General features: G+C 53.4%; 11 protein-coding genes, 2 tRNA genes, 6 rRNA genes and 1 pseudogene. 2 read left to right on the top strand and 18 right to left on the bottom strand.

What is annotated here, in order from left to right:
- Positions 1 to 273 precede the first annotated feature (273 nt).
- Entirely contained in the window at positions 274 to 969 is a 696-nt protein-coding gene (locus LKE40_10080) for a P-II family nitrogen regulator (protein MCH3917782.1), read from the bottom strand.
- Entirely contained in the window at positions 966 to 2,384 is a 1,419-nt protein-coding gene (locus LKE40_10075) for a DUF1538 domain-containing protein (protein ID MCH3917781.1), read from the bottom strand. The genes LKE40_10080 and LKE40_10075 overlap by 4 nt, the downstream gene beginning before the upstream one ends.
- A 33-nt stretch (positions 2,385 to 2,417) precedes the next feature.
- Here LKE40_10075 and LKE40_10070 point away from each other — a divergent pair, with 33 nt between their 5' ends.
- A complete protein-coding gene (locus LKE40_10070; protein ID MCH3917780.1) occupies positions 2,418 to 2,825 on the top strand; it encodes a hypothetical protein in 408 nt (135 codons plus the stop codon).
- Positions 2,826 to 3,046: 221 nt separating this feature from the next.
- Here LKE40_10070 and rrf (LKE40_10065) read toward each other — a convergent pair.
- From rrf (LKE40_10065) to LKE40_10000, 14 genes are all read right to left on the bottom strand, one after another.
- Positions 3,047 to 3,157 (bottom strand): 5S ribosomal RNA (rrf, locus tag LKE40_10065).
- Positions 3,158 to 3,234: 77 nt separating this feature from the next.
- Positions 3,235 to 6,181 (bottom strand): 23S ribosomal RNA (locus LKE40_10060).
- Between the two features lie 60 nt (positions 6,182 to 6,241).
- Positions 6,242 to 6,314, bottom strand: a tRNA-Ile gene (locus tag LKE40_10055).
- Between the two features lie 121 nt (positions 6,315 to 6,435).
- A 16S ribosomal RNA gene (locus LKE40_10050) occupies positions 6,436 to 7,979 on the bottom strand.
- Together the 16S, 23S and 5S rRNA genes with 1 tRNA gene alongside form the textbook arrangement of a ribosomal RNA operon.
- A 401-nt stretch (positions 7,980 to 8,380) precedes the next feature.
- Positions 8,381 to 8,902, bottom strand: a complete 522-nt coding sequence (locus LKE40_10045) for a nitroreductase family protein (protein MCH3917779.1) — start codon at positions 8,900 to 8,902, stop codon at positions 8,381 to 8,383.
- A gap of 197 nt (positions 8,903 to 9,099) precedes the next feature.
- Positions 9,100 to 10,326, bottom strand: a complete 1,227-nt coding sequence (locus LKE40_10040; protein MCH3917778.1) for an ATP-binding protein — start codon at positions 10,324 to 10,326, stop codon at positions 9,100 to 9,102.
- A gap of 375 nt (positions 10,327 to 10,701) precedes the next feature.
- Positions 10,702 to 11,397, bottom strand: coding sequence for a P-II family nitrogen regulator (locus LKE40_10035; GenBank protein ID MCH3917777.1), 696 nt, complete (start codon positions 11,395 to 11,397; stop codon positions 10,702 to 10,704).
- Positions 11,394 to 12,920, bottom strand: coding sequence for a DUF1538 domain-containing protein (locus LKE40_10030; GenBank protein ID MCH3917776.1), 1,527 nt, complete (start codon positions 12,918 to 12,920; stop codon positions 11,394 to 11,396). The genes LKE40_10035 and LKE40_10030 overlap by 4 nt, the downstream gene beginning before the upstream one ends.
- 129 nt (positions 12,921 to 13,049) lie before the next feature.
- Positions 13,050 to 13,232: a hypothetical protein gene (locus LKE40_10025; protein ID MCH3917775.1), complete on the bottom strand. Its 183-nt coding sequence runs from the start codon at positions 13,230 to 13,232 to the stop codon at positions 13,050 to 13,052.
- Positions 13,233 to 13,546: 314 nt separating this feature from the next.
- Positions 13,547 to 13,657 (bottom strand): 5S ribosomal RNA (rrf, locus tag LKE40_10020).
- 77 nt (positions 13,658 to 13,734) lie between these two features.
- Positions 13,735 to 16,682, bottom strand: a 23S ribosomal RNA gene (locus LKE40_10015).
- 60 nt (positions 16,683 to 16,742) lie between these two features.
- Positions 16,743 to 16,816: transfer RNA gene (locus LKE40_10010), tRNA-Ile, on the bottom strand.
- Positions 16,817 to 16,939: 123 nt separating this feature from the next.
- A 16S ribosomal RNA gene (locus LKE40_10005) occupies positions 16,940 to 18,484 on the bottom strand.
- A gap of 373 nt (positions 18,485 to 18,857) precedes the next feature.
- A complete protein-coding gene (locus LKE40_10000) occupies positions 18,858 to 19,250 on the bottom strand; it encodes a hypothetical protein (protein MCH3917774.1) in 393 nt (130 codons plus the stop codon).
- Positions 19,251 to 19,353: 103 nt separating this feature from the next.
- Here LKE40_10000 and LKE40_09995 point away from each other — a divergent pair, with 103 nt between their 5' ends.
- Complete coding sequence (locus LKE40_09995) at positions 19,354 to 19,944, top strand: hypothetical protein (protein MCH3917773.1); 591 nt, start codon at positions 19,354 to 19,356, stop codon at positions 19,942 to 19,944.
- Between the two features lie 104 nt (positions 19,945 to 20,048).
- Here the strand turns inward: LKE40_09995 and pgsA are convergent, their stop codons facing one another.
- Positions 20,049 to 20,645, bottom strand: a complete 597-nt coding sequence (pgsA, locus tag LKE40_09990) for a CDP-diacylglycerol--glycerol-3-phosphate 3-phosphatidyltransferase (GenBank protein MCH3917772.1) — start codon at positions 20,643 to 20,645, stop codon at positions 20,049 to 20,051.
- 11 nt (positions 20,646 to 20,656) lie between these two features.
- Positions 20,657 to 22,127, bottom strand: a pseudogene (locus LKE40_09985) (carboxypeptidase M32).
- Between the last annotated feature and the right edge of the window lie 23 nt (positions 22,128 to 22,150).

Here is a 22,150-nt window from a genome sequence, read left to right as displayed (position 1 = left end):
ACAGCAATCCCCAGAGAAAATCAGATATAACCTCAAGCCATGGAACCATGGCAAGAAAACACCCGTTTTGTTCTGTCTCTGATAGCAGAACATCTTTTGTCAACGAAACAGAAAGCGTCATTATCCTGCATACATCAGCCCAGTATCAGATCTTCTGACTGCATCCAGAACAAAAAGTTCAATTGCTACAATATTTTTAGATGAATTTCAATGTGCCCCATTCAAAATGAATGTCAAGAAACAAGACAATTGCAATCAGAAAAGTTCCGGACATTATTTTCCCAAAGGGAAAAAATCTTCTACAGCCATACAGAATACAATTCCGCTTCCAGGTTCCTGCAAACATGTCTCACAGCGCATCGCATTCAATATCCGTTCCACCTTCTCGCTTTGAGAAAGGATCAGCAGCAGCTCTTTCTCCGGTACCAGACTGATACCGAAGAATTTCACATCCTTTTCTGTTCCTGTGCCCCTTCCGGTAAGGATTGTCCCGCCCTCAGCTCCTGCTTTACGCGCCGCAACCATTGCTTCATCTGCATATCCCTGGTTGACAATGACGGATATCAATTTCCATTTTGTTTCCATTGTTCCCCCCATCCTTTCATTGGCATGGTTTTCCATTTCGTCATACTCCTTTTGTCGTAAAATTCCGGCGACATCAAGCAACATCCCTATGCCTGACAAGTGTCTAGTATCTTTTTTTGCAGCCGAAATATGCGCAGATTTGACAGCTTCAGTCTGGCCATCATCAAGAAGCGTAAGCAAAACATCTTTGGCCGTATCACCTATACCCAACGCCGCAAGCACTCGATTGGTAGCGGTACCACGCCCAAGCAGAATTGTTCCTCCCATTGCCCCTGCGGCCCTTCCTGCGTTGACTAAACGTTCCCCCTGATGCCTTCCGATAATGGTCAGCAATAGTTTTCCAGGACGAAAAACCGTAGTTGTATTTCCGTTTCTGTCTATCATATTTTGTCCCTCACAGATGCTGTTTGCGCCTTATGCCGGTCCTTAAGCTTTTTCATTGTATGTTGCTTTTTCTTATAAATCAAACCAAGCGTCTGAATTGCAATCAACGGTGTCATCGCAATCATTGCAAGTATGCCGAACGCATCGGTTGTCGGATTGCCATCAAAAGCTACTGACGCTCCTAGAGCGAACGACAGGATAAAGGTCGAAGACAGCGGTCCTGTAGCTACACCACCAGAATCAAATGCAATAGCTGTAAATAAAGGAGGACAAAAAAAAGTCATAATCAAGGCGATGCCATATCCCGCAAGCAAAAACCACACAAGGTTTATGCCGGCGACGACCCGCAACATCGAAAGCGCAACGGCTGTACCGACTCCTATCGCAAGTGCAATCAGCATCAGGGGACGTCGGATGTGTCCTCCAGATACCTCTTCAACCTGATCGGTCAGGACCCAGACAGCCGGTTCGGCGCATACTACTACTGCACCGAACAACAATCCAATGGGAAAAAGAGCCCATCCGTCACCCAAGTTACCGATTTCTGCTCCCAAGACCTTCCCTGCAGGCATAAACCCACCATTGGTTCCGACAAGGAATACTACCAATCCAACAAACGTATAGAATAAGCCAAGGATGGTCTTCTTCACTTGGTGCCTCGGCATATGGAGCAATGTCACTTGAAACGCAAGGAGAATAAAGGAAAGCGGAAGCAATGCTTTCAGTGCTTCTTTGGATATACCAGGCAACAACCCCAGAAAATGTTGAATGATAGTTCCTGTGGAAAATGCCTCGACAGAGACGGCTTGCGAAGTAGTCCCCGCTGCACCGTCCGAAATCAGTCCCATTAACAAAACGGCAAGAATTGGACCGATAGAAGCAACACCTACAAATCCGAAGCTATCATTCTCTACGCTTGAAATAGATACATTTCTCCTGACAGAGGCTACGCCAAGTCCGAGTGCCATGATAAAAGGAACTGTCATCGGACCTGTCGTAGCACCTCCGGCATCAAAGGCAATCCCCACGAATTCAGGACGCACTACTGCCGTCAAGATAAAGACAATACCATAAAAAACAGAAAACAACCATTTAAGCGGAACCTGAAAAATAGTTCTTGCAAAAGCCATCGAGACAAACAATCCCACACCGATAGAAATCATCATGATCAGAGAAGTACAAGTAATGGAAGCATCGGCGTCTGCGACCTGGGATGCAAGGACTTGGATATCTGGCTCCGCAACGGAAAGGGCAAAACCAACAACAAATCCAATGACAAGTATAAGAGGAAGATTCCTTTTCCTTGTCAAGGAAGAACCTACTTTCTGTCCAATGGGTACCATTCCAATTTCGGCACCAAGAAGAAAAACAGACAAACCAAGAATCAGCAAGATACCTCCGATGAGAAAGTCCATAAGTATGGTTTTCGGCAAAGGAAATACAAAAAAATGAAGAATCAATACAATCATCATGAGGGGAACAACGGAAATCACCGTATCTTTAAGTTTTGTCAGCAGGTTCACTTCATTCCTCTGATATGGAATAGGCTTATGCCCAGCTATGCTGGTGCAACAGCATTTTCAGAATGTCCAATAGCCCTGATTGATGATGGAAAAGGAAATCTTTCCAGACCATCCCAAACACAACGTCCCTTAAACAATTACAACAAGCAAACAGTCAGTTTTTCTAAAGAATATTCTGTCATCAATTTCACTATACACTGGATTGAGGAAGAAAGGAGAAAATCTTTCGAGAATAGTCATGCAAAAATAGCCTATCAGAAAGAAATGGAAGGAAGCTATTTGCCAGAACAAAGAAATCATACAGACCCGAAAATTGAACCAATAAAAGCATAGGTCTTTTTGTCCATATTGAAAGATGTAGCTGTATAAAGCTAAGGTCAACCCATATTACAATAACATTATCCTGCACACCAAACAAAATTGATGAACTGCCTGTAAAATCGTTGCATTTCAGAGTAGGATACAGCTCAGTAATTTTTTATTTACAACCAACAGGTATACCCGAAAGGGCAAAAAAAAAGACCCGAAGGGCCATGGAAAGGAAAAAGAAAGGGGTCCGGCGGCTGCCTACTCTCCCGCCAGAAGGCAGTACCATCGGCGCAGGGGCGCTTAACTTCCGTGTTCGGGATGGGAACGGGTGTGCCCGCCCCGCCATCGCCACCGGACCCGGCCAACGCCCAGGGGCACCAGGAGAGTCCCTGGTACACCCGGCCTTGGCCCTGCGGGGGACCGCAACGACAATATGGTCAAGCCTCACGGCTGATTAGTACCGGTGGGCTGCACGCGTCGCCGCGCTTCCACCCCCGGCCTATCGACCAGGTATTCTCCCTGGTTCCTTCAGTCCCCCACAGGGGGGGATGGGAAGTCTCATCTCGGGGCGGGCTTCCCGCTTAGATGCTTTCAGCGGTTATCCCTTCCGGACGTGGCTACCCGGCACCTGCCGCTGGCGCGACAACCGGTACACCAGAGGTCCGTCCACCTCGGTCCTCTCGTACTGAAGGCAGCTCCCCCCAGACTTCCTACGCTCGTGGCAGATAGGGACCGAACTGTCTCACGACGTTCTGAACCCAGCTCGCGTACCGCTTTGATTGGCGAACAGCCAAACCCTTGGGACCTGCTCCAGCCCCAGGATGCGATGAGCCGACATCGAGGTGCCAAACCTTGCCGTCGATATGAACTCTTGGGCAAGATCAGCCTGTTATCCCCGGAGTACCTTTTATCCGTTAAGTGACGGCGCTTCCACTCGCTGCCGCCAGATCACTAGGACCTACTTTCGTACCTGCTCGGCCTGTACGCCTCGCAGTCAAGCCGCCTTGTGCCCTTGCACTTGCAGGATGATTCCCGACCATCCCAAGGCGACCTTCGCGCGCCTCCGTTACGCTTTCGGAGGCGACCGCCCCAGTCAAACTCCCCGCCTGGCACGGTCCCCGCGCCGGTTCACGGCGCGGGTGAGGAGGCTGGAAAGGGAAGGGTGGTATTTCACCGGCGGCTCCGCCCAGGCTGACGCCCGGGCATCCTTGCCTCCCACCTATCCTACACATCCCTGCCCAGCCCCCAATGCCGGGTTGGAGTAAAGGTTCACGGGGTCTTTCCGTCTAACCACGAGTACCAGGCATCTTCACCTGGACTTCAATTTCACCGGACCTCACGCCGAGACAGCGCCCATGTCGTTACACCATTCGTGCGGGTCGGAACTTACCCGACAAGGAATTTCGCTACCTTAGGACCGTTATAGTTACGGCCGCCGTTTGCTGGGGCTTGGGTTCGCCGCTTCGCCCGAAGGCTGACGGCTCCCCTTGACCTTCCAGTACCGGGCAGGTGTCAGTCCATATACTTCCCGTCGCCGGTTCGCATGGACCTGTGTTTTTGGTAAACAGTCGCATGGGCCATTTCTCTGCGGCTCCCCCTGCGGGGAGCCATACTTCTCCCTAGGTTACGTATGCATTTTGCCGAGTTCCTTAGCGTGAGTTCGTCCGTACGCCTTCGCATTCTCAGCTCGCCCACCTGTGTCGGTCTGCGGTACGGTCTCCCGGTGCCTTGCCTTAGAAGCTGTTTCTCGGCACCGCGGCTCGGCACGCTTCGCCGCCATTGCGGCGGCTCGCCGCCGGCTCACCTGGGCCGGGGGGTTTGCCTCCCGGCCGTCATAGGCCCGCCTTCCGGACAGGGACTACCGTCGCCCTGCCGTGCTCCGCCCCATGCTTCGCTCCGTCGAAACACCGGGAGGTGCGGGAATGTTGACCCGCTTCCCATCGGCTACGGCCTTCGCCCTCGCCTTAGGGGCCGACTGACCCTCGGGCAGATTGCCTTTACCCCGGAAACCTCGGGCTTCCGGCGGGGGGGGATCTCACCCCCCTTTCCGTTACTCATGCCTGCATCCTCTCTTCCGCCCCGTCCACGGACCCTCCCGGGCCCGCTTCGTCCGTTCGCGGAATGCTCCCCTACCCACAGCGCACAAGGCGCTGTGCCGCGGCTTCGGCGGCGTGCTTAGCCCCGTTGGATTGTCGGCGCGTGACTACTCGACCAGTGAGCTGTTACGCACTCCTTGGAGGAATGGCTGCTTCTGAGCCAACCTCCTGGCTGTCTGTGCAGTCACACTTCCTTTCCCACTCGGCACGCCTTGGGGACCTTGGCCGGCGGTCCGGGCTGTTCCCCTCTCGACGACGGCCCTTATCAGTCGCCGTCTGACTGCCGCGCATTGTACACCGGCATTCAGAGTTCGGTTAAACTTGGTACCCGGTGAAGGGCCCGCATCTATCCGGTGCTTTACCTCCGGTGCAGTCCACGCGACGCTAGCCCTAAAGCTATTTCGGGGAGTGCCAGCTATCTCCAAGTTTGTTTAGCCTTTCACTCCGAGCCACAGCTCATCGCAACCCTTTTCAGCGGATTTACGTTCGGCCCTCCACCGGATTTTACTCCGGCTTCAGCCTGGCCATGGCTAGATCACTTGGCTTCGGGTCCGCCCCGTGCAACTCGCGCCCTCTTCAGGCTCGGTTTCCCTACGGCTCCGGGACTCCTGTCCCTTAACCTCGCTGCACAGGACGACTCGCAGGCTCATTCTACAAAAGGCACGCCATCACCCTCTCGGGCTCTGACCGCTTGCAGGTCCACGGTTTCAGGTTCTCTTTCACTCCCCTCCCGGGGTCCTTTTCACCTTTCCCTCACGGTACTGTGCGCTATCGGTAGCCGCCGAGTATTCAGCCTTGGAGGGTGGTCCCCCCTGCTTCCGGCAGGGTTTCTCGTGCCCCGCCGTACTCAGGCTGCGCGCCAAGGCAGCCCCCATGCCGCCGGCTACGGGGCTTTCACCCGCTCCGGCCGCCCTTCCCAGGTGCGTTCGCCTGGCATGGGGGTTTCTTACTGCCCGGGTCTCCCCAGGCGCGCGCCTACAACCCCGCGTGCCCGAAGGCGCGCGGTTTGGGCTCCTCCCCGTTCGCTCGCCGCTACTTGGGGAATCTCGTGCTTGATTTCTTCTCCTGCCGGTACTCAGATGGTTCATTTCCCGGCGTATGGCTCCCGCACGCTGTCTTTCCTCACGTGCGGGCGGCAGGCTCAGCGCCTGCCGGGTTACCCCATTCGGACACCCGCGGATCATAGGGTGCTTGCCCCTCCCCGCGGCTTTTCGCAGCTTGCCGCGTCCTTCGTCGCCTGACGGCTCCCAGGCATCCTCCGTGGACCCTGTTCATTGCTTGACCATATTGCCCTTGCTGTCCCTTCGCTCTCTATTCAAAAAAAACATTAACAAATATCACACATGGGACTGACAAGACTTGAACTTGTGACCTCTTGCTTATCAGGCAAGCGCTCTAACCACCTGAGCTACGCCCCCGGCTCTGCCTCAGGGAAGACGGGAAACGGAAGGAAGCCCCGGGGGCCCCCCTGGAAAGGACCACCCTTGCTGCGGGGCACGCCGCCTGTGAGCGGGGCATGCCCCTGCCTTTCTTTCCAGAAAGGAGGTGATCCAGCCGCACCTTCCGGTACGGCTACCTTGTTACGACTTCACCCCCCTCACCGGGCATACCTTAGGCACCGCCCCCCCTCGCAGGTTGGGCTGGCGACTTCGGGTACCCCCGACTCGGATGGTGTGACGGGCGGTGTGTACAAGGCCCGGGAACGTATTCACCGCGCCATGCTGATGCGCGATTACTAGCGATTCCAACTTCACGGAGCCGGGTTGCAGGCTCCGATCCGTACTGGGGCCGGCTTTGCGCGATTCGCTCCGCCTCGCGGCCTCGCTGCGCCCTGTACCGGCCATTGTAGCACGTGTGTGGCCCAGGACATAAGGGCCGTGATGACTTGACGTCGTCCCCACCTTCCTCCGGTTTGTCACCGGCAGTCCCGCCTGAGTGCCCAACTTAACTTGCTGGCAACTGGCGGCAGGGGTTGCGCTCGTTGCGGGACTTAACCCAACACTTCACAGCACGAGCTGACGACAGCCATGCAGCACCTGTGCGCCCGCCCCGAAGGGAAGGCCGGTCTCCCGGCCCGCCGGACGCATGTCAAGCCCTGGTAAGGTTCCTCGCGTATCATCGAATTAAACCACATGCTCCACCGCTTGTGCGGGCCCCCGTCAATTCCTTTGAGTTTCACCCTTGCGGGCATACTCCCCAGGCGGTGCACTCATCGCGTTGGCTTCGGCACCGGACCCTCAGGGCCCGACGCCTGGTGCACATCGTTTACTGTGCGGACTACCAGGGTATCTAAACCTGTTCGCTCCCCGCACCTTCGCGTCTCAGCGTCAGTACATGGCCAGGCATCCGCCTTCGCCACCGGTGTTCTTCCGGATATCTACAGATTTCACCCCTACACCCGGAATTCCGATGCCCCTTCCTGTACTCAAGCACCGCAGTTTCCAGCGCGTCCCCCCGGTTGGGCCGGGGCCTTTCACGCCGGACTTGCAGCGCCGCCTGCACGCCCTTTACGCCCAATGATTCCGAACAACGCTCGCCCCCTACGTGTTACCGCGGCTGCTGGCACGTAGTTAGCCGGGGCTTATTCCGGGATTCACGTCATCCGCAGGCCATTCCCTGCCCGCGTCGTTCCCCCTCCCGAAAAGGACTTTACAACCTCACGGCCTCCATCGTCCACGCGGCGTCGCTCCGTCAGGCTTTCGCCCATTGCGGAAGATCCTTAGCTGCTGCCCACCGTAGTAGTCTGGGCCGTGTCTCAGTCCCAATGTGGCCGTCCACCCTCTCAGGCCGGCTACCCATCGTCGCCACGGTGGGCCTTTACCCCGCCGTCTAGCTAATGGGCCGCGGACCCATCCCCCGGCGCCGCCTCGGCGCCTTTCCCGCCCGCACCCTTCCGGCGCGCGCGTCTCATGCGGTATTACCCGGTGTTTCCACCGGCTATCCCGCTCCGGGGGGCAGGTTGTCCACGTGTTACTCACCCGTCCGCCGCTCTCGGGGGGCCGAAGCCCCCCTGCCGCTCGACTTGCATGCTTAAAACGCGCCGCCAGCGTTCGTTCTGAGCCAGGATCAAACTCTCCGTCATCATATCGCGCGGGCCGAAGCCCGCGCTGCTCGATATCTCTTCCGGCGTCCTCTCCTGCCGCTCCAAGAACTCACGACCGACTTCTTCAATCTGTCTGTTCTCTCATCCTTGAATTGACTGGGAGCCCCCCCCGGCCAGGCTCGCGCCCGGCCGGTCGGCTTCCTTCCATTTCTCGTCTCCCCTTCGCTCTTCTTCTAAAAAAGACCTGCAGTCCCCGGGTTTCCCCGGCCTCCTGCTCTCAGGCGCTCCTCTCGAAGCGCTCGGTCAACATAGCAGATTTGCCCTACTCTAGTCAATAGTTCAGACAAATTTTATTACAACTTTTTTTTGCAGATTCCATCATCACTTTTCAACTGCTACTTTAGTGCTTAAACAGCAAAGAAAAGGCATTCAGACGATGTTTACCATCGATTCAAATGAATGTTGTCTTTCTTGAATTTTTCTTTTACGCGTTCCGTACCCACCGGATATCCGACAGGAACAAAACAAAGAGGAACTATCTTGGAGGGCAGATGCAATACATCAACAACAGTCTCCATCCGGTCTCTCACAGGATATACAGCTGTCCACACAGCTCCCAGTCCAAGAGCATGTGCCGCCAGAAGGATGTTCTCTGTTGCTGCCGAACAATCAGAAACCCACATAAGGTCCTTTTCCCCCTCTCCTGTTGCATCCATGTCACCACAGACTACTATTCCCGCCTGTGCCTCTGCTGCCATCTTTGCATATGGAAGTCTGGTTGCCAAAGAATCAAGGACAGCCCTTTCCGTAATTAGAATGAAGCGCCAGGGCTGCCTGTTCATGGCAGAAGGAGCAGCCATTCCTGCTTTTAGCAACAGTTCAAGCGTCTGTGAATCAATTTTCTTTTCTGTATAGCTCCTGACGCTCGTTCTCGTCAGTATGTTTTCAAGAACCGTATCCATTTTTTCCCTCCTCAAAAAGAAATGTAATCCATGATATAAACATAATAAGAAAAAATTTCAGAAGCAATATCTGTTTTTATTGAACTTCATTGCAATTGCGTAAGATCTATCACCCGTTACACCAAGCACCAGAACACCTGCCCACAGAATAAAGATCTTTTCACATTGCATCCTTGCAAAAAAAACATACTCAGCATTCAGATATAATCAACTGGTACCGTATACACATCAGAGCTCAGGATACCCAACTTGGTACAGGGACAGATAACAGCTCCTGTTCCTATGTTTACATTCCTGATACGTGACAATATGGAAAAAGCAGCAATATCTTTTTTTGCAGGGCTTACTGTTTTTTTTATTTCCACAGGGTATAATGTACCTTCTGATTCTATAAGCAGATCTATTTCAATCTTATCCTTATCCCGATAGAAATAAACCGGCGGTATCTGTCCTGCATTCAAATAACTTTTTATAATCTCGGTCACGACGAAAGTCTCAAAATAAGTCCCTGCCATTGCACCCGTCATCAAGACTTCAGACGTACGCCATTTCGTTAGAAACGCAGCAAGACCAGTGTCCATGAAATAAAGTTTCGGAGTCTTTACGACCCGCTTCTCTACATTTGCCGAATATGGCTGAAGCAAATATACCAATCCCGAAGTAACAAGAATTGAAAGCCATTTCTTGGCAGTTACTTCACTGATGCCAATATCGCGTGCCAAATCTGCATAATTGACCAAATGGCCAGTCCGCGCAGCTACAGCAACGACAAAGTTACTGAACTGAAGTTCATCAGCAACCTGCGTCAGCTGTCGGACATCCCGTTCTATATACGTCTGCAGATAGGAACCATAGAAATCTTCCGGCAGAACATTTCCTGTAACGATTTCAGGATAAGAACCTTTCTGGATCATCGTCCATAAAGTTCCGATCGAATCGATTCTGGCAGGAACGGTACGTCGAACAAGGAATTGTTTCGACGGTACAAAGGGTTCAGTACATGTATCAGCCAAACGTTCTCTCAAAGAAATACCAGGCAATTGCAAAATGCCAATACGTCCGGCAAGGCTTTCTGTAACATGTTTCATCATTGAAAAACGCTGGCTGCCTGTCAAGAAAAACATCCCGGGATGACGGTTTTCATCAATTTCCATTTTCAGGTATGGAAAAAGATTCGGCACATGCTGTATCTCATCAAAGATAACAGGGGAACGATGGAACTCGAGATATGTCTTGGCATCGGCCGCAACGGATTGTATTTCATTAATATCATCAAATGTTACATAGTTCGCAGATAAAGCAACTGCTGAGTTCCTGATCAACGTCGTTTTTCCTGTCTGACGTGCACCTACAACCAATACAGCCGGAAATGAATTTGCAAGCCTTTTTAAAGTCTGTTCTGCCTGACGTGGGATAAAATGCATATTGGTGCTCCTTATTATGGGATAATCTAAACTGATTATATATATTATCCCACAAAATTACAATGATAAACAAGCCGGACAATATTATATATAAATTTTACAACAGCAATCCCCAGAGAAAATCAGATATAACCTCAAGCCATGGAACCATGGCAAGAAAACACCCGTTTTGTTCTGTCTCTGATAGCAGAACATCTTTTGTCAACGAAACAGAAAGCGTCATTATCCTGCATACATCAGCCCAGTATCAGATCTTCTGACTGCATCCAGAACAAAAAGTTCAATTTCTACAATATTTTTAGATGAATTTCAATGTGCCCCATTCAAAATGAATGTCAAGAAACAAGACAATTACAATCAGAAAAGTTCCGGACATTATTTTCCCAAAGGGAAAAAATCTTCTACAGCCATACAGAATACAATTCCGCTTCCAGGTTCCTGCAAACATGTCTCACAGCGCATCGCATTCAATATCCGTTCCACCTTCTCGCTTTGAGAAAGGATCAGCAGCAGCTCTTTCTCCGGTACCAGACTGATACCGAAGAATTTCACATCCTTTTCTGTTCCTGTGCCCCTTCCGGTAAGGATTGTCCCGCCCTCAGCTCCTGCTTTACGCGCCGCAACCATTGCTTCATCTGCATATCCCTGGTTGACAATGACGGATATCAATTTCCATTTTGTTTCCATTGTTCCCCCCATCCTTTCATTGGCATGGTTTTCCATTTCGTCATGCTCCTTTTGTCGTAAAATTCCGGCGACATCAAGCAACATTCCTATGCCTGTCAAGTGTCTAGTATCTTCTTTTGCAGCCGAAATATGCGCAGATTTGACAGCTTCAGTCTGACCATCATCAAGAAGCGTAAGCAAAACATCTTTGGCCGTATCACCTATACCCAACGCCGCAAGCACTCGATTGGTAGCGGTACCACGCCCAAGCAGAATTGTTCCTCCCATTGCCCCTGCGGCCCTTCCTGCGTTGACTAAACGTTCCCCCTGATGCCTTCCGATAATGGTCAGCAATAGTTTTCCAGGACGAAAAACCGTAGTTGTATTTCCGTTTCTGTCTATCATCTTTTGTCCCTCACAGATGCTGTTTGCGCCTTATGCCGGTCCTTAAGCTTTTTCATTGTATGTTGCTTTTTCTTATAAATCAAACCAAGCGTCTGAATTGCAATCAACGGCGTCATCGCAATCATTGCAAGTATGCCGAACGCATCGGTTGTCGGATTGCCATCAAAAGCTGCTGACGCTCCTAGAGCGAACGACAGGATAAAGGTCGAAGACAGCGGTCCTGTAGCTACACCACCAGAATCAAATGCAATAGCTGTAAATAAAGGAGGACAAAAAAAGGTCATAATCAAGGCGATGCCATATCCCGCAAGCAAAAACCACACAAGGTTTATGCCGGCGACGACCCGCAACATCGAAAGTGCAACGGCTGTACCGACTCCTATCGCAAGTGTAATCAGCATCACGGGACGTCGGATGTGTCCTCCAGATACCTCTTCAACCTGATCGGTCAGGACCCAGACAGCCGGTTCGGCGCATACTACTACTGCACCGAACAACAATCCAATGGGAAAAAGAGCCCATCCGTCACCCAAGTTACCGATTCCTGCTCCCAAGGCCTTCCCTGCAGGCATAAACCCACCATTGGTTCCGACAAGGAATACTACCAATCCAACAAACGTATAGAATAAGCCAAGGATGGTCTTCTTCACTTGGTGCCTCGGCATATGGAGCAATGTCACTTGAAACGCAAGGAGAATAAAGGAAAGCGGAAGCAATGCTTTCAGTGCTTCTTTGGATATACCAGGCAACAACCTCAGAAAATGTTGAATGATAGTTCCTGTGGAAAATGCCTCGACAGAGACGGCTTGTGAAGTAGTCCCCGCTGCACCGTCGGAAATCAGTCCCATTAACAAAACGGCAAGAATTGGACCGATAGAAGCAACACCTACAAATCCGAAGCTATCATTCTCTACGCTTGAAGTAGATACATTTCTCCTGACAGAGGCTACACCAAGTCCGAGTGCCATGATAAAAGGAACTGTCATCGGACCTGTCGTAGCACCTCCGGCATCAAAAGCAATCCCCACGAATTCAGGACGCACTACTGCCGTCAAGATAAAGACAATACCATAAAAAACAGAAAACAACCATTTAAGCGGAACCTGAAAAATAGTTCTTGCAAAAGCCATCGAGACAAACAATCCCACACCGATAGAAATCATCATGATCAGAGAAGTACAAGTAATGGAAGCATCGGCGTCTGTGACCTGGGATGCAAGGACTTGGATATCTGGCTCCGCAACGGAAAGGGCAAAACCAACAACAAATCCAATGACAAGTATAAGAGGAAGATTCCTTTTCCTTGTCAAGGAAGAACCTACTTTCTGTCCAATGGGTACCATTCCAATTTCGGCACCAAGAAGAAAAACAGACAAACCAAGAATCAGCAAGATACCTCCGATGAGAAAGTCCATAAGTATGGTTTTCGGCAAAGGAAATACAAAAAAATGAAGAATCAATACAATCACCATGAGGGGAACAACGGAAATCATCGTATCTTTAAGTTTTGTCAGCAGGTTCACTTCATTCCTCTGATATGGAATAGGCTTATGCCCAGCTATACTGGTGCAACAGCATTTTCAGAATGTCCAATAGCCCTGATTGATGATGGAAAAGGAAATCTTTCCAGACCATCCCAAACACAACGTCCCTTAAACAATTACAACAAGCAAACAGTCAGTTTTTCTGAAGAATATTCTGTCATCAATTTCACTATACACTGGATTGAGGAAGAAAGGAACAAGAACATGCCTGTACTGTGATGGATCTGCAACCTCTGCCACAATAAGCACAGCAGTGGAGAAAAAAGGAGAAAATCTTTCGAGAATAGTCATGCAAAAATAGCCTATCAGAAAGAAATGGAAGGAAGCTATTTGCCAGAACAAAGAAATCATACAGACCCGAAAATTGAACCAATAAAAGCATAGGTCTTTTTGTCCATATTGAAAGATGTAGCTGTATAAAGCTAAGGTCAACCCATATTACAATAACATTATCCTGCACACCAAACAAAATTGATGAACTGCCTGTAAAATCGTTGCATTTCAGAGTAGGATACAGCTCAGTAATTTTTTATTTACAACCAACAGGTATACCCGAAAGGGCAAAAAAAAAGACCCGAAGGGCCATGGAAGGGAAAAAGAAAGGGGTCCGGCGGCTGCCTACTCTCCCGCCAGAAGGCAGTACCATCGGCGCAGGGGCGCTTAACTTCCGTGTTCGGGATGGGAACGGGTGTGCCCGCCCCGCCATCGCCACCGGACCCGGCCAACGCCCAGGGGCACCAGGAGAGTCCCTGGTACACCCGGCCTTGGCCCTGCGGGGGACCGCAACGACAATATGGTCAAGCCTCACGGCTGATTAGTACCGGTGGGCTGCACGCGTCGCCGCGCTTCCACCCCCGGCCTATCGACCAGGTATTCTCCCTGGTTCCTTCAGTCCCCCACAGGGGGGGATGGGAAGTCTCATCTCGGGGCGGGCTTCCCGCTTAGATGCTTTCAGCGGTTATCCCTTCCGGACGTGGCTACCCGGCACCTGCCGCTGGCGCGACAACCGGTACACCAGAGGTCCGTCCACCTCGGTCCTCTCGTACTGAAGGCAGCTCCCCCCAGACTTCCTACGCTCGTGGCAGATAGGGACCGAACTGTCTCACGACGTTCTGAACCCAGCTCGCGTACCGCTTTGATTGGCGAACAGCCAAACCCTTGGGACCTGCTCCAGCCCCAGGATGCGATGAGCCGACATCGAGGTGCCAAACCTTGCCGTCGATATGAACTCTTGGGCAAGATCAGCCTGTTATCCCCGGAGTACCTTTTATCCGTTAAGTGACGGCGCTTCCACTCGCTGCCGCCAGATCACTAGGACCTACTTTCGTACCTGCTCGGCCTGTACGCCTCGCAGTCAAGCCGCCTTGTGCCCTTGCACTTGCAGGATGATTCCCGACCATCCCAAGGCGACCTTCGCGCGCCTCCGTTACGCTTTCGGAGGCGACCGCCCCAGTCAAACTCCCCGCCTGGCACGGTCCCCGCGCCGGTTCACGGCGCGGGTGAGGAGGCTGGAAAGGGAAGGGTGGTATTTCACCGGCGGCTCCGCCCAGGCTGACGCCCGGGCATCCTTGCCTCCCACCTATCCTACACATCCCTGCCCAGCCCCCAATGCCGGGTTGGAGTAAAGGTTCACGGGGTCTTTCCGTCTAACCACGAGTACCAGGCATCTTCACCTGGACTTCAATTTCACCGGACCTCACGCCGAGACAGCGCCCATGTCGTTACACCATTCGTGCGGGTCGGAACTTACCCGACAAGGAATTTCGCTACCTTAGGACCGTTATAGTTACGGCCGCCGTTTGCTGGGGCTTGGGTTCGCCGCTTCGCCTTGCGGCTGACGGCTCCCCTTGACCTTCCAGTACCGGGCAGGTGTCAGTCCATATACTTCCCGTCGCCGGTTCGCATGGACCTGTGTTTTTGGTAAACAGTCGCATGGGCCATTTCTCTGCGGCTCCCCCTGCGGGGAGCCATACTTATCCCTAGGTTACGTATGCATTTTGCCGAGTTCCTTAGCGTGAGTTCGTCCGTGCGCCTTCGCATTCTCAGCTCGCCCACCTGTGTCGGTCTGCGGTACGGTCTCCCGGTGCCTTGCCTTAGAAGTTGTTTCTCGGCACCGCGGCTCGGCACGCTTCGCCGCCCTTGCGGCGGCTCGCCGCCGGCTCACCTGGGCCGGGGGGTTTGCCTCCCGGCCGTCATAGGCCCGCCTTCCGGACAGGGACTACCGTCGCCCTGCCGTGCTCCGCCCCATGCTTCGCTCCGTCGAAACACCGGGAGGTGCGGGAATGTTGACCCGCTTCCCATCGGCTACGGCCTTCGCCCTCGCCTTAGGGGCCGACTGACCCTCGGGCAGATTGCCTTTACCCCGGAAACCTCGGGCTTCCGGCGGGGGGGGATCCCACCCCCCTTTCCGTTACTCATGCCTGCATCCTCTCTTCCGCCCCGTCCACGGGCCCTCCCGGGCCCGCTTCGTCCGTTCGCGGAATGCTCCCCTACCCACAGCGCACATGGCGCTGTGCCGCGGCTTCGGCGGCGTGCTTAGCCCCGTTGGATTGTCGGCGCGTGACTACTCGACCAGTGAGCTGTTACGCACTCCTTGGAGGGATGGCTGCTTCTGAGCCAACCTCCTGGCTGTCTGTGCAGTCACACTTCCTTTCCCACTCGGCACGCCTTGGGGACCTTGGCCGGCGGTCCGGGCTGTTCCCCTCTCGACGACGGCCCTTATCAGTCGCCGTCTGACTGCCGCGCATTGTACACCGGCATTCAGAGTTCGGTTAAACTTGGTACCCGGTGAAGGGCCCGCATCTATCCGGTGCTTTACCTCCGGTGCAGTCCACGCGACGCTAGCCCTAAAGCTATTTCGGGGAGTGCCAGCTATCTCCAAGTTTGTTTAGCCTTTCACTCCGAGCCACAGCTCATCGCAACCCTTTTCAGCGGATTTACGTTCGGCCCTCCACCGGACTTTACTCCGGCTTCAGCCTGGCCATGGCTAGATCACTTGGCTTCGGGTCCGCCCCGTGCAACTCGCGCCCTCTTCAGGCTCGGTTTCCCTACGGCTCCGGGACTCCTGTCCCTTAACCTCGCTGCACAGGGCGACTCGCAGGCTCATTCTACAAAAGGCACGCCATCACCCTCTCGGGCTCTGACCGCTTGCAGGTCCACGGTTTCAGGTTCTCTTTCACTCCCCTCCCGGGGTCCTTTTCACCTTTCCCTCACGGTACTGTGCGCTATCGGTAGCCGCCGAGTATTCAGCCTTGGAGGGTGGTCCCCCCTGCTTCCGGCCGGGTTCCTCGTGCCCCGCCGTACTCAGGCTGCGCGCCAAGGCAGCCCCCATGCCGCCGGCTACGGGGCTTTCACCCGCTCCGGCCGCCCTTCCCAGGTGCGTTCGCCTGGCATGGGGGTTTCTCACTGCCCGGGTCTCCCCAGGCGCGCGCCTACAACCCCGCGTGCCCGAAGGCGCGCGGTTTGGGCTCCTCCCCGTTCGCTCGCCGCTACTTGGGGAATCTCGTGCTTGATTTCTTCTCCTGCCGGTACTCAGATGGTTCATTTCCCGGCGTATGGCTCCCGCACGCTGTCTTTCCTCACGTGCGGGCGGCAGGCTCAGCGCCTGCCGGGTTACCCCATTCGGACGACCCGCGGATCATAGGGTGCTTGCCCCTCCCCGCGGCTTTTCGCAGCTTGCCGCGTCCTTCGTCGCCTGACGGCTCCCAGGCATCCTCCGTGGACCCTGTTCATTGCTTGACCATATTGCCCTTGCTGTCCCTTCGCTCTCTATTCAAAAAAAACATTAACAAATATCACACATGGGACTGACAAGACTTGAACTTGTGACCTCTTGCTTATCAGGCAAGCGCTCTAACCACCTGAGCTACAGTCCCGGTTGACATATATATAAGAGAAGAGAAGAGAGCCAATTCTAAATCAGAGTATTTCTAAAAGATCGCCATATATTTCGGGGCACGCCGCCTGTGAGCGGGGCATGCCCCTGCCTTTCTTTGCAGAAAGGAGGTGATCCAGCCGCACCTTCCGGTACGGCTACCTTGTTACGACTTCACCCCCCTCACCGGGCATACCTTAGGCACCGCCCCCCCTTGCAGGTTGGGCCTGGCGACTTCGGGTACCCCCGACTCGGATGGTGTGACGGGCGGTGTGTACAAGGCCCGGGAACGTATTCACCGCGCCATGCTGATGCGCGATTACTAGCGATTCCAACTTCACGGAGCCGGGTTGCAGGCTCCGATCCGTACTGGGGCCGGCTTTGCGCGATTCGCTCCGCCTCGCGGCCTCGCTGCGCCCTGTACCGGCCATTGTAGCACGTGTGTGGCCCAGGACATAAGGGCCGTGATGACTTGACGTCGTCCCCACCTTCCTCCGGTTTGTCACCGGCAGTCCCGCCTGAGTGCCCAACTTCACTTGCTGGCAACTGGCGGCAGGGGTTGCGCTCGTTGCGGGACTTAACCCAACACTTCACAGCACGAGCTGACGACAGCCATGCAGCACCTGTGCGCCCGCCCCGAAGGGAAGGCCGGTCTCCCGGCCCGCCGGACGCATGTCAAGCCCTGGTAAGGTTCCTCGCGTATCATCGAATTAAACCACATGCTCCACCGCTTGTGCGGGCCCCCGTCAATTCCTTTGAGTTTCACCCTTGCGGGCATACTCCCCAGGCGGTGCACTCATCGCGTTGGCTTCGGCACCGGACCCTCAGGGCCCGACGCCTGGTGCACATCGTTTACTGTGCGGACTACCAGGGTATCTAAACCTGTTCGCTCCCCGCACCTTCGCGTCTCAGCGTCAGTACATGGCCAGGCATCCGCCTTCGCCACCGGTGTTCTTCCGGATATCTACAGATTTCACCCCTACACCCGGAATTCCGATGCCCCTTCCTGTACTCAAGCACCGCAGTTTCCAGCGCGTCCCCCCGGTTGGGCCGGGGCCTTTCACGCCGGACTTGCAGCGCCGCCTGCACGCCCTTTACGCCCAATGATTCCGAACAACGCTCGCCCCCTACGTGTTACCGCGGCTGCTGGCACGTAGTTAGCCGGGGCTTCTTCCGGGATTCACGTCATCCGCCGGCCATTCCCTGCCGGCGTCGTTCCCCCTCCCGAAAAGGACTTTACAACCTCACGGCCTCCATCGTCCACGCGGCGTCGCTCCGTCAGGCTTTCGCCCATTGCGGAAGATCCTTAGCTGCTGCCCACCGTAGTAGTCTGGGCCGTGTCTCAGTCCCAATGTGGCCGTCCACCCTCTCAGGCCGGCTACCCATCGTCGCCACGGTGGGCCTTTACCCCGCCGTCTAGCTAATGGGCCGCGGACCCATCCCCCGGCGCCGCCTCGGCGCCTTTCCCGCCGGGGCCCTTCCGGCCCTGGCGTCTCATGCGGTATTACCCGGTGTTTCCACCGGCTATCCCGCTCCGGGGGGCAGGTTGTCCACGTGTTACTCACCCGTCCGCCGCTCTCGGGGGGCCGAAGCCCCCCTGCCGCTCGACTTGCATGCTTAAAACGCGCCGCCAGCGTTCGTTCTGAGCCAGGATCAAACTCTCCGTCATCATATCGCGCGGGCCGAAGCCCGCGCTGCTCGATATCATTTCCGGCGTCCTCTCCTGCCGCTCCAAGAACTCACGACCGACTTCTTCAATCTGTCTGTTCTCTCATCCTTGAATTGACAAAAAACCTCTGATTTATTCGATTCACACCTGCATAATTGCAGTTGTGGAACAAAACTGTCTTCTCTTCCCTTCGCTTATAGATATGTCAAAAAGCAACTTTCTTGAAGTCCTATGCTTCAACGTGCTTGATGAAGATATCATTTAGAAAATCTTTCGTCAAGCACTTCCAATATTTTTTTTCTAAGCGCTTGTTTTCCAAGTGTATTGCTAAGCGCTTGAAGCGACCGTCTTTTTGTAATATACTCAACATATGTTATGTAAAGACAAAGAAACCATCAGCCTTGAAACATTGGCGGAAATGCTCGGGAATCTGTCGGAACAGGATCGCCAGAGGGTCATTGCATTGGCCGAACTGGCAACGGATGCTCCCGACAAGCATCGGGACAGTCACGAGGACATGCCGCGTTGTCCCCACTGCTCCGGTGTCCATGTCCGTCGCAACGGCTTCGTCAGGGGCAGGCAGCGGTATCTCTGCGGGGATTGCGGGCGTACGTTCGGGGCGACCACCGGTTCTGTGCGATACAAGAGCAAGCACGGCAAGGAAACCTGGGAGGCCTACCTGGAGGCATTCGCCCTGAGGCTTCCCCTGCGGGAGGCCGCACGCAAGTGCGGCATAGCGCTGAGCACCTCGTTCTTCTGGCGGCACAAGATCCTCGATGCACTGGCGGCGGGATCCACGGGGAACTTGCTCAGCGGCCGGGTACAGGAGGACGAGACGTACATCCAGGACAACTACAAAGGCAACTGCGATGCGGAAAACCAGGGGGAAGCGGCATCGGAGCCCGGCATACAAGACCCACAGGGTGACGGGCCATCGTCATGAGAGAGGGAAAGCGACCCATACGAGGGGCTTGGGCAACCAGAAGGTCTGCGTGCCGTGCGCCATCGACGAGCAGGGGAAGACCCTGGCGAAGGCTGCCGGCAGGGGGATGGTGCAACCCCGCTACCTTTCCTTTGTCCTGGCCTCGCACCTGGGCGATGACGTGGTGATGGTGACCGACAAGAGCCGGGCAAGCCGGGAATTCTGCGCCTCGGATGGCCTGCCGGTGGTACAGCTGAAGGCGGGCATACAGGGATGCCCGGTACGAGGGCGATACAACTTGCAGAAGGTCAACAGCCTGCATAGCCGTCTTCGGGGGCTGCTGGCTGGATTCAGGGGTGTCTCCACGAAATATCTTGACAACTATCTTGCCTGGAATGGCTTCGAGGTCGAGAACCCCGGATCGAATCGCCTGGATCTGAAAACCGTATTGCTGGACAAGATGCGGACAATCGGAACATGTTCAACCTCTTGGGGGATATTTCACAAGCCTCCCTTGCCTTTTCCCACTGTTGGCTAGCCCTGCAATACACTCAGAAAACAGAGCCTTTTTCAATGCTTTTTACTCTCATTGAAACTCAGGTACCGTTCCTCTGCAAAACAGGCAACCCGACAGGTGCCTTCCTATTTTGACAAACCAGACAATACACCTGAACGACGAATCCCGACAAGGTAGGTAAGGAACGAAGCAACTGATGCAACAGCCGTGACAGCAAAAAGGACCTGCATGCCAGTATGGGCAAAGGAAAGCCATGACAAACTCGGTACTACCCGCTCAAGGCTCAGCAACAAGACACCCAAGACTGCAGATACGGCATAAAGTACGGCTTTGCTCTTACCCCATATGTTGGCAGGCATTGCAACTCCTTCCTTCAACATGAGAGATCGGACGAAAGCCTGCCCGAATTCCCGCCACATGATAACCATAAAGGCATACATCGGCATGATTCCCGCATGCATGAGACAGACAAAATAAGTCAACCGACTGAACGTATCAGCAAACGGATCCATCACTTTTCCCAAGTCCGTCACCATATGCCTGCTTCGGGCTATCTTTCCATCAAGCAGATCAGTACATTCTATGGCAATAAAAAGAATGAGCATCAGTATTGTCGAGACAAGATATGCCGAGGGGCCAATCCATTCAGCCAAACTGAACGCAACAAAGAACAACGGAGCCATAACGAGTCTGGCAATAGTAAGTCTATTCGGCAAGTTCACAGAAAGCCTCCTCAGCGGCCATACACAGATGACAACTTTTCTTCAAGGTACTGTGTGTACATAGATGCGTCAAGAGCTTTCCCTGTGACCTTTTTCAGAAGTTGCATAGGGGTATACATACTGCCATATCCATATACTTTCGCACAAAGCCAATCACTGATTCTGCCAAGCATCTCAGGATCAAGAGGATTCCCAGCAGATATGCCAAGCTGTTGTTTCATAACATCATAAATCTGTATTCCGTAAAGATTTCCAAGTGCATATGAAGGAAAATATCCAAATAGGCCACTTGCCCAATGGACATCCTGCAGATAGCCATCCTGAGGCTTTTGCACGGTAAGTCCCAACAAGCGGGAACACTCACAGTTCCAAGCATCAGGAAGGTCCCTGACCTCCAGACTACCTTCCACCAATGCTTTTTCCAATCGGTAGCGCATAATTATATGCAGGCCATAGGATACCTCGTCCGCATTGACCCTGATGAATGACGGTTTTACTAGGTTTATTGCCTTTACGAAATCATTTCCATTGATACCCGCCACCTGAGAAGGAAAAATCGCCTTGAACGAAGAATACCAATATTTCCAGAAATCAGGAGACTTCAGCACTATGTTTTCCCAAAAGCGACTTTGGCTTTCATGCAACCCCATGCTTCCTCCGCAACCGAGGCTTGTTCCCTTCAGCCTCCCTGACGAAGCTCCCATTTCATAAAGGGCATGTCCGGCTTCGTGAATCCGTAGAACAAAGAGGATCCATGACACTCGGATCTGAATATCTGGTCGTTATCCGTATGTCATCTTCACCCAATGTCGTAGTAAACGGATGAGGGGCATAAGCAAGCTGTCCCCTGGAAAAATCAAAGCCCATCGCAGAAATCACAGACAATGCAAATTTTTCCTGCAGTTTTTCTTCATATGGACCATACAGAAAAGAAATCGGAACTTCAACATCCTTATAGGTAGCCACCAATCGCAGCAAATCCTTTTCCATAGCTGAAAACAACCCGTCTATGTCCTGTGTGGTCATGTCAGGTTCGTAAGTATCCAACAAGGCATCATACAGAAGCTGGTCTGGTCTTTTGACATATGAGGCTTCTTGTCGGATACAGTCTACTACAGCCTTCAGGCTTTCAAGGAAATCGGCATCGTTACCACTTTCCCTTGCCTTGATCCAGTTCCGATATGCATCAGAGGTCACCATTTCTTTTCTTAAAACAAACTCTGCAGGAATTTTTACGGCCCTTGCATACTGGCGATAACGATTACGAATCAGAGCCTTTTCAAAATCATTCTCCCCATCTCCTTCCTCATTTCCATCATCAGCGCCAAGAGCTGTAAGCAAAGCTCCCATTTCTTTACCGGAAACAAGCAGGAACTCCTGTTCCTTGACCCATCCCATCTGTTTTGAACGCTCAGCAAAAGCCTTGTCCTTGGCTGCTGTTTCTTGGTCATACTCAAGGATTGCAGCAATATGATCTATCATGGTGACCTTACGGTCCAATTCTT

The organism is Spirochaetia bacterium (genome assembly GCA_022482625.1).
In the GTDB taxonomy this organism is placed as follows: domain Bacteria; phylum Spirochaetota; class Spirochaetia; order Sphaerochaetales; family Sphaerochaetaceae; genus Pleomorphochaeta.
This window is presented reverse-complemented; position numbering and strand designations above follow the sequence as displayed.